The 13,039-nt window shown below is 67.5% G+C and carries 12 protein-coding genes; 8 read left to right on the forward strand and 4 right to left on the reverse strand.

Going from position 1 to position 13,039, the window contains the following annotated elements; genetic code table 11:
- Positions 1-5 precede the first annotated feature (5 nt).
- Positions 6-1,181 carry a glycoside hydrolase family 1 protein gene (locus BIU98_RS18110; RefSeq protein WP_217635722.1) on the forward strand — a complete coding sequence of 392 codons (1,176 nt, stop codon included), beginning with the start codon at positions 6-8 and terminating at the stop codon, positions 1,179-1,181.
- A gap of 39 nt (positions 1,182-1,220) precedes the next feature.
- Here BIU98_RS18110 and BIU98_RS18115 read toward each other — a convergent pair whose 3' ends face one another.
- Positions 1,221-2,414 (reverse strand): ankyrin repeat domain-containing protein, encoded by a 1,194-nt coding sequence (locus tag BIU98_RS18115; RefSeq protein WP_083393390.1) that lies wholly within the window; start codon positions 2,412-2,414, stop codon positions 1,221-1,223.
- Between the two features lie 551 nt (positions 2,415-2,965).
- On the opposite strand from BIU98_RS18115, the gene BIU98_RS19175 reads away from it, so the two are divergent.
- Positions 2,966-5,167 carry a hypothetical protein gene (locus BIU98_RS19175; protein WP_139200830.1) on the forward strand — a complete coding sequence of 734 codons (2,202 nt, stop codon included), beginning with the start codon at positions 2,966-2,968 and terminating at the stop codon, positions 5,165-5,167.
- Positions 5,168-5,252: 85 nt separating this feature from the next.
- Here BIU98_RS19175 and BIU98_RS18690 read toward each other — a convergent pair whose 3' ends face one another.
- Positions 5,253-5,483 (reverse strand): histone-like nucleoid-structuring protein Lsr2, encoded by a 231-nt coding sequence (locus BIU98_RS18690; RefSeq protein WP_083393391.1) that lies wholly within the window; start codon positions 5,481-5,483, stop codon positions 5,253-5,255.
- A gap of 50 nt (positions 5,484-5,533) precedes the next feature.
- On the opposite strand from BIU98_RS18690, the gene BIU98_RS19180 reads away from it, so the two are divergent.
- From BIU98_RS19180 to BIU98_RS18145, 6 genes are all read left to right on the forward strand, one after another.
- Positions 5,534-5,815, forward strand: a complete 282-nt coding sequence (locus BIU98_RS19180; RefSeq protein ID WP_139200831.1) for a hypothetical protein — start codon at positions 5,534-5,536, stop codon at positions 5,813-5,815.
- 366 nt (positions 5,816-6,181) lie between these two features.
- Entirely contained in the window at positions 6,182-8,053 is a 1,872-nt protein-coding gene (dnaK, locus tag BIU98_RS18125) for a molecular chaperone DnaK (RefSeq protein ID WP_071279672.1), read from the forward strand.
- 3 nt (positions 8,054-8,056) lie between these two features.
- On the forward strand, positions 8,057-8,686 hold the full coding sequence (locus BIU98_RS18130) for a nucleotide exchange factor GrpE (RefSeq protein WP_071279674.1): 630 nt from the start codon (positions 8,057-8,059) through the stop codon (positions 8,684-8,686).
- 41 nt (positions 8,687-8,727) lie between these two features.
- On the forward strand, positions 8,728-9,738 hold the full coding sequence (locus BIU98_RS18135; RefSeq protein WP_071279676.1) for a DnaJ C-terminal domain-containing protein: 1,011 nt from the start codon (positions 8,728-8,730) through the stop codon (positions 9,736-9,738).
- Positions 9,739-9,915: 177 nt separating this feature from the next.
- On the forward strand, positions 9,916-10,329 hold the full coding sequence (locus BIU98_RS18140) for a MerR family transcriptional regulator (RefSeq protein WP_071279785.1): 414 nt from the start codon (positions 9,916-9,918) through the stop codon (positions 10,327-10,329).
- A 46-nt stretch (positions 10,330-10,375) separates the two neighbouring features.
- A complete protein-coding gene (locus BIU98_RS18145) occupies positions 10,376-11,515 on the forward strand; it encodes a class I SAM-dependent methyltransferase (RefSeq protein WP_071279679.1) in 1,140 nt (379 codons plus the stop codon).
- A gap of 81 nt (positions 11,516-11,596) precedes the next feature.
- Here the strand turns inward: BIU98_RS18145 and BIU98_RS18150 are convergent, their stop codons facing one another.
- Positions 11,597-12,427, reverse strand: coding sequence for an aldo/keto reductase (locus BIU98_RS18150; RefSeq protein ID WP_071279681.1), 831 nt, complete (start codon positions 12,425-12,427; stop codon positions 11,597-11,599).
- A gap of 65 nt (positions 12,428-12,492) precedes the next feature.
- Positions 12,493-12,912, reverse strand: a complete 420-nt coding sequence (locus BIU98_RS18155) for a pilus assembly protein CpaE (RefSeq protein WP_071279683.1) — start codon at positions 12,910-12,912, stop codon at positions 12,493-12,495.
- Positions 12,913-13,039 lie beyond the last annotated feature (127 nt).

The raw sequence follows: 13,039 nt of genomic DNA on the forward strand, positions 1-13,039 counted from the left end.
CCACGCTGCACTTCCCCGACGGCTTCCTCTGGGGCGCCGCCACGGCCGCCCACCAGATCGAGGGCAACAACGTCAACAGCAACTGGTGGGTGCACGAGCACGAACCGGACACCACGATCGTCGAGCCCTCCGGCGACGCGGCCGACAGCTACCACCGCTACCGCGAGGACATCCGGATCGCCGCCGACCTGGGCCTGAACTCCTACCGGTTCAGCATCGAGTGGTCCCGCATCGAACCAGAGCGCGGGTTCGTCAGCCGCGCTGAGGTCGACCACTACCGCCGCATGGTCGAGGCCTGCCACGAATTCGGCATCGAACCGATCGTCACCCTCATGCACTTCACCGTGCCGCGCTGGTTCGAGCGCGACGGCTTCTGGCGTGCCCCCGACGCCGCCGACCTGTTCGCCCGGTACACCGAGGCCGCGCTCCCCGTCGTGCAGGACGGCGTCCGCTACGTCTGCACGATCAACGAGCCGAACATCGCCGCGATGCTCGCCGGCGGCGAGGACGCGGCCAACCTGGTGGCCTTCGGCCTGCCGAACCCGGACCTGCAGGTGGCCGATGCCCTGCTGGCCAGCCACAAGCGGTCGCGCGAGGTCCTGGGACAGGTGTCGGGCCTCCAGTCCGGGTGGACCATCGCGACCCAGGCGTTCCAGGAGACCGACCAGCCGGGCTCGGCCGAGATGCTGCGGGAGTACGGGTACCCGCGCGACGACTGGTACCTGGAGCAGTCCGCGGGCGACGACTTCGTCGGCGTCCAGGCCTACACGCGCACGTTCATCGGCACCGACGGGCCGCTGCCCGTCGCCGACGACGTCGAGACGACGCTCACCGGCTGGGAGTTCTGGCCGGATGCAGCCGCCGCCGGCATCCGCAGCGCGTGGGAGCTGTCCGGCCACGTGCCGGTCATGGTCACCGAGAACGGCATCGCCACCGCGGACGACACCCGCCGCATCGCCTACACGCAGGGCGCGCTCGAGGGCATCCACGGCTGCATCGAGGACGGCATCGACGTCCGCGGCTATCAGCACTGGTCGCTGCTCGACAACTACGAGTGGGCCTCCGGCTTCCGGCCGACGTTCGGTCTCGTGGCGTGGGACCGGGAGACGTTCGAGCGCACCCCGAAGCCCTCGGCCCATTGGTACGGCGGCGTCGCGTCCGCCAACGCCCTGTCCGTCTGACGGGAGGCTCGTCCCGCGTCGCGCGCGCTGGTCCGGTCGCTAGTCGGTCGTGTCCGCGGTGAGCAGGTCCGCGATCGCGCCGTCGCGGAGGAGTCCCGCGCGGTCCGCGGCGGTGGAGCCCTCGTCGTCCTCGGCTGCGTGATCGACGTCCAGGTCGAGCACTACGCGGACCGTGTCCACGTCCGCGGAGTCGACCGCCGCGATGAGCAGCGTCGCGCCCCGCGAGCCCCGTGCCCGGACGTCGGCACCCGCGGCGGCGAGCATGCGCACCACCTCGGCGTGGCCACCCCATGCAGCCCTGACGATCGGGGTGTTGCCGTCGCTGTCCCGAGCCTCCAGGTCAGCGCCCGCTGCCACCAGGACGCGGACGGCCCGTCGCGCGTCGCGGTCGACCGCCAGCGTCAGCGGCGTGCGCCCCTCGGAGTCGATCAGGGCGAGCGTGGCCCCGCGGCGCAGGAGTTCCTCGAGCATCTCGGGCCGGTCGAACCACGCGGCGGCGTGCAGCGGGGCGAAGCCCCAGCGCGGGTCGACGTCGTCGACGTCGCTCGCGTCGTCGGCGAGGTGCAGCCCGCCGAGGTCGCCGTAGGCCGCGGCGCGGACGCCCTCGGTCGCCCACTCCACCCAGCCGTCCGGCACCGGGCCGTGCCAGCCGCGCGTCGGGCGGTCGCCGAGCACGTCGTAGTCGGACTCGTCGACGCTGCGGACCGAGACCTGGGCGTCGCGGAAGCGGATCGCGACCTCGCCGACGGGGGAGACGAGGAGCCGGAGTTCCCAGGCGTCCTCGCCGGCCACGTGGTCGAGCTCGCCGCGCGCGATGTGGGCGTCCCCGGCCAGGACCGCACCGGCGTCGACGTCGGGCGGGTCGATCACGGCGTCGTCGAAGCGCAGGGTCACGCGAGCGTGGTTCCACCGTCGCCAGAGCCCGTCGGGGGTGTCCAGTACCTCGTCGTTCCGGACGAGGACCTCGGCGTGCACCACCACCGGGTCGGGCAGGCCGTGCCCCGGGATCGCCGTCGTGTCCGAGGTGCTATCCTCGGCGACGTCCGACGCGTGCCGGTGCGACGGCTCGCTGCGCAGCGTCGCGACCCGGGCGTCGGTCCAGCGCACTGTGGCCAGTGCGGCGACCGGAGGAGGAGCGTCCTCGAGCACCCGTGCGACGTGCTCCGACTGTCCGTCGAAGTCCTCGAGGGACACGTAGCCCACCGAGGGCCAGTTCACTCGACTCCATCGCACGGCACCGACCCTAGTTCAGATCTGAGCGACTGATGTGTCGGTATCGGTCGGAAGACCGAGCGCGGGGCCTGAGCTGCAAGCGGAGGGACCGGTTGGTGCGTTGCTCGACATCGAGGAGGCAGTGAAACAGGCACACCGCAGCGGCGCAGGACTCCGCCAAAAAGGCTCGAGATGCTCTTCACGCCGGGCTCCCGTGCCTTCTCCTTGAACCCGCGATCGACATCGCAGATCGCCACGAGCCGACGGGCGAGGTCCTGGCCGGTCGATCGAACGCGAACACGAACGCGCACCCGCACGCAAGCCCGCATGCAAACGCGCACGTGAGCGACCGTCTACCTCTTGTGCTGCACCACGTCTAGACCCGCGGCCGGATCTGTAGCAAAAGGGTCGAAGGGGGCCCAAGAGCTACTCCGCTTAGTTGCTCGACCGCCTGTTGCGTTGAGGTATACCCAATGCAACGCCAACCCTGCACCCTGCGAGCGGCGAGCGGCGAGCGGCGAGCGGCGAGGATGCGCTAGCCGCAACTGACGGAACGTCACTACAATCACTACATGACAAATCCGCGGCTTGAACTCGCACTGAAGCAGCTGCACGCAGGTGTCTGGCGGGACTTCGAGATGTTTGCGGCCGAATTCCTCGCCGTCGAATATCCCTCGCTACGCAGTACTGCCGGGGCAAACGGAGACCGAGGGCGAGACGGAGAAGTGTATTCCATCGACGGTGCGCCCTCCATCGGCGCGCAGTACTCCGTTGCTCAAGACTTCAACGCCAAAATTATTGGCACTCTGAGTAGACTGAAGGATGAAGGTCTCAACTATACTCACCTGATTTACGCCACGAACCAATACATCGGCGCAGATGGGGATAAAGTGCGCGAAAGGGCGCGCGTCGACTTTCAAGTTATCTTGGATGTCCGCGACCGATCCTGGTTTCTCGAGCGCGAAAACACTTACCCCCAGAGGGCTGCCGCTAGTGAGCGACTTATCGCACGATACGCTGATCCCCTCCTGGCTGCGAGCGGCCTTCGCGAGAGGACAGGCACTGCTCTTTCGCAGGACGATGGCCGGGTGGCGCTCTTGCATCTTGCACTTGAGAACCGCGACGTTGAAACTGATCGGAGTTTGACGCGAAGCTGCTTCGATGCCCTCGTACTTGCTGCGCTGCATGATACCGATAGTGCCAATACCAAGACGCTCAAGCAGCTGCAAGAGGATGTAGGCCGACGGGTCCCAACAGGAGTTGAGGGGCAGGTGGAAGCGCTAGTTGCCGGGACCCTCAAGCGACTCGCAAAGAAGGGCCCGATCAAGCATCTGCGGGACAGCGATAGCTTCCACCTGGCCTATGGTGCCGCTGAGGAGATGAAAGCTAAGGCGGCTCAATTTCTGCTGGAAGAGAATGAAGTCGGCGATGAGCTCAGATCTGTAGTCGAGGACACTCTTGGTTCGGATCGCGCAGCTAAACTTGACTTGGCCGAGTTGCGCAATTCTGTTGAAGCCGTCCTCTTTGATCGAGGTGAAGCCTTCGTAGCCACGGTGAATAATGGCGTTCCGTTTCAGGTCGACCCAGATCAAGTTGCAGGCACTCTGCAACGGCGAAAGTTGCCCGCTCTCGTCAATTTGAACGAGTTGACGGCGATCGTGCTGGCCGTGCTGCGAACCGCGAACGTAGCCGTTCGAAGGCATCTGGCGCGACTGGGTGATGCTTACACTCTGTTCGCCTTCCTGCGTCAAACGCCAGACGTGCAGAAAGTTGTCGTTGAAATCTTCTCAGAAGGGGATATCTGGCTAGACACTTCCGTCGTCCTTCCCTTGATTGGGGAAACTTTGATCGACGACCCGAGTCGTAGGGAGTTCACGCTCCTCATGCGTGCGGCGAGTGATGCTGGGTTGCGCCTACATGTAACTGAAGGAGTCGTAGAGGAAGTTGAGCGCCATCTGAACCGCGGTTACGTTTATGCCTCGACCAACGGGAGTGATTGGAGGGGGCGGATTCCGTTCCTTTACACTGCATATGTTCTTTCCGGGGGGCTTCCGTCGCAATTCAATGACTGGCGTAATGAGTTTGCCGGCCGCTCCCGCCCAGAAGAGGATGTGTCCGACTACCTGGAAGAAGAATTTTCTATCTCGACGAGGTCGCTTTTGCATGAGTCCGACAATGCGCCTCTAGAGCTTCGAGCGGCACTTCAGGAGTTGTGGAATGAAGCGCACGATCGGAGGCGCACTGAATCTTCTATCCGCCATAGACTCGTCGCCCACGACGTTGAGAATTCCGTCGGTGTGATTCAGTATCGAAAAAGTCTTGCTCGCAGTCCAATGGGTCACAGGGCGTGGTGGCTGACGGTTGATAAAACTGCTAGTCGTCTAGGCGTGTACATCAAGGATCGCCTCGGTTCTCAGGCGCCCGACTCGCCCACGCTTAGTCCAGATTTTCTGGCGCAGTTAATCCGCCTGGGTCCGTTGCGGAAGGCGATCGAGCACGAAACGCTCATCGATCTGCCGTCCTCAACCGACATGACGCTCTTTGACTACGCTACGCCAGCGCTACTTGCGGAGGCAGAGAGCGTTCGGGAAAAGACGCACACAGATAGTGAACGTCTGTTGAAGCGCGGCGTGAGAGACGAGATGGATCGGCGTCGTCGTCAGCTCGGCCCTGCGGCGGTTGGAGGGGCGAGGGCGCTGGAGGCTCGTGTCCTTTCAGCTATCGAAGGTAAGCCCGCCGAGGCCTCCAATGCCGAGTCCAGCCCAGTGGTCTGACATAAGAGACCGCTATCGGCACGGACAACAAGGGCCGGTACCCCCCCCGGGGTGACCGGCCGTTGTTGCGCGTGAGGGACTGGTGTCAGTGCGCTGCGTCGTACGTATCGCGGACAGCCTGGCTGATACGCCCACGGGACGACACTTCGTGGCCGTTCGCGGCAGCCCACTCACGCAGCATCCCGAGATCCTCGGCGTCGCCGGGATTGGGGGCGCTGCCGCCGCTAGTGCGGCCGGAACGGCCGCTGACCGTCCGGGCGGCGGCGATGCAACCGGAGATGGCGTCGCGAAGTGCAGTGCATTGCTTTGTCCACAGATAAGTGGGGGGCTACCCGACGAGCGCGAGCCGAGGGCAAGGCTGTAGGCGTGACTGATTTTGAAGGGATTGCGCTCGCGGATCTGTCAGATGACGCGCTCGCGCACCGCCGAAGAGAACTCGTCAGGGAGTACGACAGGGCTGTGCGCGCGCCGGTACGCGACCAGGACTTAGTGGCGAGGATTTGGGGCGCCTCGGCGGCAATCGCTGACGAGCAACAGGAGAGACAGCCGGTCCGCTTCCGACGGGACGAGGCGGATTGGTTGAGTCTTGGAGGTGCCGCATCGGCGAGAAGAACGGTATACGGGCTGCCCGTGGTTCTGTCGCCTTGAGGGGTATCCCTGGGGCGTTTCTTCCAGACCTGTGGAGCCTTTCGCGGAGAGCGCGTATTCACGTGCGGGTCGTTCGCCAGCGCACAGGTTGTCGGTGGTAATCGCAATGCATCGTCGTGCCCCAGCCCACTTCGATTGGGGATGGCAGTGGAAGCGCCCACGGGATGGTGAGACTGCGGCGCGCCTCGGGACGCGCTGGTCGTAGGGGACGGTGGTCTGTCAGGCGCGGAACGGTTGCGCCACGAGTTGAGTCTTTCGGACGCAACCTTGACTTCTAGGAGTTGACACGCCTCCGCTTAGGAGTAGAGTTGAGTCCATCGGACGCAAGTCCAACGACTTACCCCTAGCAAGAAGGAGCACCCACACATGGGACGTGCAGTAGGCATCGACCTCGGAACCACCAACTCGGTCGTCAGCGTGCTCGAGGGCGGCGAGCCCACGGTCATCGCCAACGCTGAGGGTCTCCGCACCACGCCGTCGATCGTCGCGTTCACCAAGGACGGGGAAGTCCTCGTCGGTGAGACCGCGAAGCGTCAGGCGGTCACGAACGTCGACCGCACCATCGCCAGCGTGAAGCGCCACATCGGCACTGACTGGACGACGGACATCGACGGCAAGAAGTACACGCCGCAGGAGATCTCGGCCCGTACCCTCGGCAAGCTCAAGCGCGACGCCGAGCAGTACCTCGGTGAGGACGTCACCGACGCGGTCATCACCGTCCCGGCGTACTTCAACGACGCCGAGCGCCAGGCCACGAAGGACGCCGGTGAGATCGCCGGCCTCAACGTGCTGCGCATCATCAACGAGCCGACCGCGGCCGCACTGGCGTACGGGCTCGACAAGGGCAAGGAAGACGAGCTCATCCTGGTCTTCGACCTCGGTGGCGGCACGTTCGACGTCTCCCTGCTCGAGGTGGGCAAGGACGACGACTTCTCCACGATCCAGGTCCGCTCGACCTCGGGCGACAACCGCCTCGGTGGCGACGACTGGGACCAGCGCATCGTCGACTACCTCGTCAAGAAGTTCAAGGAGGAGCACGGCGTCGACCTGTCCACGGACAAGATCGCGAAGCAGCGTCTCAAGGAAGCTGCTGAGCAGGCCAAGAAGGAGCTGTCGTCGCAGATGTCGGCGAACATCCAGCTCCCGTACCTGACGCTGACGGCCAACGGCCCGCTGAACCTCGACGAGACCATCTCGCGCGCGCAGTTCGAGCAGATGACCTCTGACCTGCTCGACCGCACCAAGAAGCCCTTCAACGACGTCATCAAGGAAGCGGGTGTGTCGGTCAACGACATCGCGCACGTGGTCCTCGTCGGTGGCTCGACCCGCATGCCCGCTGTGGCCGAGGTCGTCAAGTCGCTGACCGGTGGCAAGTCGCCGAACCAGGGCGTCAACCCGGACGAGGTCGTCGCCGTCGGCGCCGCACTGCAGGCCGGTGTCCTCAAGGGCGAGCGCAAGGACGTCCTGCTCATCGACGTCACGCCGCTCTCGCTCGGCATCGAGACCAAGGGCGGCCTGATGACGAAGCTCATCGACCGCAACACCGCGATCCCGACCAAGCGCAGCGAGACCTTCACGACCGCTGACGACAACCAGCCGTCGGTCGCGATCCAGGTCTTCCAGGGCGAGCGCGAGTTCACCCGCGACAACAAGGCGCTCGGCACCTTCGAGCTCACCGGCATCGCGCCGGCTCCCCGGGGCGTCCCGCAGGTCGAGGTCACCTTCGACATCGACGCCAACGGCATCGTGCACGTGTCCGCCAAGGACAAGGGCACCGGCAAGGAGCAGTCGATGGTCATCTCCGGCGGCTCCTCGCTGCCGAAGGAGGACATCGAGCGCATGGTCCGCGAAGCCGAGGAGCACGCGGCCGAGGACAAGGCCCGTCGTGAGGCCAACGAGCGTCGCAACCAGGCCGAGCAGCTCGTCTACTCGATCGAGAAGCTCATCAAGGAGAACGACGAGAAGCTCCCCGCGGACGTGAAGTCCGAGGTGCAGGCCGACGTCGACGCGCTGAAGTCCGCCCTCGCGGGTGAGGACGACGACGCCGTCAAGACCGCCTACGACAAGCTCAACGAGTCGCAGGGCAAGCTCGGCCAGGCCATCTACTCCCAGCAGGACGCCGGCGCTGCCGGTGCCACGGGTGCCGATGGTGCCGGCGAGCAGCCGCAGGACGGCAACGACGAGGACATCGTCGACGCCGAGGTCGTGGACGACGAGGACGACAAGGACAAGAAGTAGACGATGGCTGACGAGAAGAACGCCAACGACGACAACGTCCAGAACGAGCCGGAGCCCCAGGTCGAGGGCGACGCCACGAACGCGGAGCAGCCGGAGGACCTCATCGAGGCCGAGGGTCCCGACGTCGAAGTGCCGAGCGACCTGAGCCCCGAGGACCAGGCCCTGCTCGACGACGCCGCCCGCGGCATCGCCGAGGACGGCCTGTCCGCGAGCGACCGCGACCTGGTCGCGGAGATGCGGACGGACATGCTCCGTGCGCAGGCCGAGCTGGTGAACTTCCGGAAGCGCGTCGAGCGTGACCGCGAGGCCAACCGCGAGGTCGCCATCGCCGAGGTCGTACGTGCACTCCTCCCGGCGCTCGACGACCTGAGCCGAGCCGAGGCGCACGGCGACCTGACCGAGGGCCCCATGCAGGTCATCGGCCAGAAGATCCGCGGCGGCTTCGAGAAGTTCAAGCTCGTCCAGATCGGCGAGAAGGGCGAGGCCTTCGACCCGAACATCCACGAGGCGATCGTCCAGCTCCCCACCCCGGGTGCCACCGGCCAGACCGTGGCGGACGTCGTCGAGCCGGGCTACAAGCTCGGTGAGCGCGTCATCCGTGCGGCCAAGGTCGCCGTGGCGGTCCCGGCCTGAGCCGGGGAGCGCTCGGACATGGAAGAAGAAGGTAGGTAGCCGTGGCCAGTCAGGACTGGTTCGACAAGGACTTCTACGCGGTCCTCGGCGTCGACAAGAAGGCGTCAGACGCCGACCTGAAGAAGACCTACCGCAAGCTCGCGCGGCAGTTCCACCCGGACTCCAACCCGGGTGACGCTGCGGCCGAGGCGAAGTTCAAGGAGATCAGCGAGGCCTACTCGGTGCTCTCCGACAAGGAACAGCGCGCTGAGTACGACCAGGTCCGCGCCTTGGGCTCGGGTGCCCGCTTCACCGCGGGTGGCCCGGGTCAGGGTGGCGGCTTCGAGGACGTCTTCGGCGGGATGTTCGGCGGCGGCGGTCAGCCCGGCGGCGGTGGACAGCGCGTCCGCTTCGGCCAGGGTGGCGGCTTCGAGGACATCCTCGGCGGCATGTTCGGCGGCGGCGCCGGCGGGGCTGGTTTCGGCCAGCCCTCCGGCGGCTACCGAGGCTTCGGTGGTCCGGCCAAGGGGCGCGACGTCACCGCGTCGACGACCCTGGACTTCACGACGGCCATCGCCGGCGACACCATCAAGCTGTCGCAGGGCAACGGCCGTCCGGTCAACGTCCGCATCCCCGCGGGCGTCGCTGACGGCCAGAAGATCCGGCTGCGTGGTCGGGGCGAGCCATCGCCCGACGGCGGCGACGCCGGCGACCTGGTCGTGCTGGTGCACGTCCGCAAGCACCCGGTCTTCGAGCGCGACGGGCAGCACCTCCGCGTGGACGTCCCCGTGACGTTCGTCGAGGCAGCGCTCGGCGCCACGATCCAGGTGCCCACACTCGGCGGGGAGCCCGTCAAGCTCCGGGTCGCGCCGGGTACGCCCTCTGGTCGTGTCCTGCGGGTCAAGGGGCGGGGCGTCGCGACGAAGGACGGCACGGGCGACCTGCTCGCCACCGTCCAGGTCGCCGTGCCGTCGCACCTGTCGGACAAGGCGCGGGATGCCGTCGAGGCACTCGCAGCGGCGTTGCCCGACGAGAACCCTCGCGAAGACCTGCTCGCCAAGGCGCGCAGCTAGGACAACGCATCAACGCAACCCAGCCTGGGCCCACGCCGCCGGTACCGGCCCGTCGCGAAGCGGCGGGCCGGCCGTGTCGGTGGGGAGAGGCTCGGGGTGGCTTCCTGACGGACGCTCGCCGGGCCTCCAGGCTGTTCCAGGACCACGCGAACGACGGAAGGACACCCCATGACCGACATGGACGAGAACTCGCCCGTCTTCGCGATCGCGGTCGCCGCGGAGCTGGCGGAGATGCACCCGCAGACGCTGCGGCAGTACGACCGGCTCGGCCTGGTCGTGCCGGGCCGGACGCGCGGCGGGTCGCGCCGGTACTCGATGCGGGACGTCGTGCAGCTGCGCGAGATCGCTCGGCTCGGGTCGGAGGGCGTGTCCCTGGAGGGCATCCGGCGGGTGTTGGACCTGGAGAACGAGAACAAGGAACTGCGTGACCGGGTGCGTGAACTCGAGCGAGCGCTCGCGGACCAGCTGATCAGCCGGCCGGGTGCGCGTGTGTTCGCGGCGACGGCGTCCGGTGCGGCGATCTCGCTGCGCGCCGGGGCCCGGCCGCAGCGGAACACGCAGATCGTGTTGTACCGCGAACCGCACGCCTGAGCGCTGCGCGCAGGCGGCACGATGCCCTGGTCGGTACGCTGACGCGGTGCCAGACCTCGCCGACCTCTTCCGCCGGGACCCCGACGACGAACCGGACCTCATCGCCCTCGACGGCACGGACCGGTTCATGCTCGACGAGGCGCCGCACGTGCACGGGGACGCCGTCCGCGCTCCGGGGGCCGTGGTCGTGGTCGATGACGTCCGGGGGTTCCTGACGCTCGGCCTCATCGCGCTGCACGGTGCCACGAACGTCCGGGTGGTGCAGGACTCCCTCGTCGGGCAGCGTGCGCTGCAGGCCAACGCGGGGACGTTCGGCCTGCGCGGGTTCCACCACCCCGACTCGTTCGAGGACGCCTTCCGGGACGCCCGACTCGTGCTGCTCCGCCTGACGAAGTCCCACGACCGCCTCGACGAGATCGCCCGCGCGGTGGCCCGCTTCGCCGCGCCGGACGTCGTGCTGCTCTCGGGTGGGCGGACCAAGTTCATGACGCTGTCCCAGAACGACGTGCTCCGGCGGTCGTTCGGGGACGTCGTGGCGTCACGGGGTCGCGCGAAGTCCCGACTGCTCGTCGCGCAGGACCCGCTGACCGCTGCCGCCAACCGCGCCGCCCTCACGTCCCCGTGGCCGAAGCAGGTGCACCTGGACGAGCTCGGCATCACGATCGCCGCGCACGGCGGGGTCTTCGCCGGGGCGTCGCTCGACCTCGGCACGCGCGTGCTGATCGAGGCGATGGACGCCGCGGTGCCCACCGCCCGCGTCGCCGTCGACCTCGGCAGCGGCAACGGCGTCATCGCGACGGAGATCGCTCGACGGCGCCCGGCGATCCGGGTCATCGCGACGGACGTGTCCTCGGCGGCGGTGCGGAGCACGCGGATGACGGCGGACCTCAACGGGGTCGGCGACCGGGTCGTCACCGTGCGGAGCGACGCCGGCGACGAGCTCGACGAGGGCTCGGCGCAGCTGGTGCTGTGCAACCCGCCGTTCCACGCGGACACCACGGTGAGCACCGACGCGGCCGAGGCGATGTTCCGGAACGCGGCCACGATCCTCCAGTCCGGGGGAGAACTGTGGTGCGTCTGGAACTCGCACCTGCGCTACCGGCCGATGCTGGAGAAGGTCGTCGGACCGACCCGTCAGGTCGTGCGGACCGACCGCTTCACGGTCACGGCGTCGCGCCGTCCGTGACCGGCCGGGGCCGCAACCGGCCCCGGAGATGCCGAAGGGCGGCTGCGCAGATGCGCAGCCGCCCTTCGTCGTCCCGTTGGATCAGGCCGGGACGTAGTCGAACGTGTCGGGGTCGGGGCCCGTGCGGTGCCCCTTGTCGAGCGTCGTGATGTCCGTCATGTCCTCGTCGGAGAGCTCGAAGTCGAAGATCGCGAAGTTCTCCTCGACGCGGGCCCGGGTGACCGACTTCGGGAAGACGATGTCGCCGCGCTGGATGTGCCAGCGGAGGACGACCTGCGCCGGGGTCTTCTCCACGGCGCCGGCGATGCGGACGATGGTCTCGTCGTCGAGCACGAGGCCCTGGGCGATGGGGGACCAGGCCTCGGTCGCGATGCCGAGCTCACGGTCGACGGCGCGGAGCTCCTCCTGTGCGAGGTACGGGTGCACCTCGATCTGGTTGACGGCCGGCGGCACGTCGGTCTCGGCGATCAGGCGACGCAGGTGGTGCGCCTGGAAGTTCGAGACGCCGATGGTACGGGCGGTGCCGGCGGCGTAGAGCTCCTCGAAGGCCTTCCACGTGGGGACGAAGTCCGACACGGTCGGGAGCGGCCAGTGGATGAGGAAGAGGTCGGTGTACCCGCCGAGCAGGTCGGCCGACTTCTTGCCGTTCTCCAGCGCGAGGTCGTGGTCGTGGAAGCCGTTGTTGAGCTTCGAGGTGACGAAGATCTCGGAGCGGTCGATGCCGGACTCCGCGATGGCCTCGCCGACCTCTTTCTCGTTGCCGTACATCTCGGCGGTGTCGATGTGGCGGTAGCCGACCTCGAGCGCGGCCAGGGTGGCGGCCTTCGTCTCGGAGGGATCGATCTGGAACACACCGAAGCCGAGCTGCGGGATGGTCTTGCCGTTGTTGAGTGTGATGTTCGGAACGGTCATGGCTCCAGACAACCAGCCCGCACCCGACCGGCGCCCCGGGAACGCCCAGGGACGGCTGCCGGCCGCTACTCCAGCGACGCCGCGATGTACGCCGCCAACGCCTGCCCGTAGGCGATCGCCGGGTCCTCGGCCGCGAAGGTCCGGTCGACCCCGGCGATCGTCGCGGTGACGGTGTGCACGACCCGCTCTCCGGCGGCGACCCGCGTCAGGCCGACGAACGCGGGCCCGAGGAGTTCGCGGAGCTGGTCCTCGCGGGGCAGCCAGAGCGACTCGTCGGCGGTGACGGAGTCGAGGGCCCACTCGGTCGTCCCGTTGAAGCCGAGGATGGTGCCGGAGGGGTGGTCGTGGCGCTCGACGGTCATCTCGGAGACGGTGTAGACGTCCTCGTCCACGCCGGGCTTGTCGATGACGAACCGGTCCCCGGTCTCGGGGTGCCAGCGGAGTCCTGCGTCGCGGAGGGTCTTGGCGAGTTCGACGGTGATCACGACACCAACCTGCCACGCTCGGGCGGCACACGTGTTCCGGATGGCAACCCGTACTACCATCGCGGAGCACCCATCGTGCGCGGGCCGTCGACGCTCCGCGCGCGCGACGCGACGACGCCCGGACGAC

Origin of the sequence: Curtobacterium sp. MMLR14_010, from assembly GCF_001865015.1 — a bacterium.
Lineage (GTDB): Bacteria > Actinomycetota > Actinomycetes > Actinomycetales > Microbacteriaceae > Curtobacterium.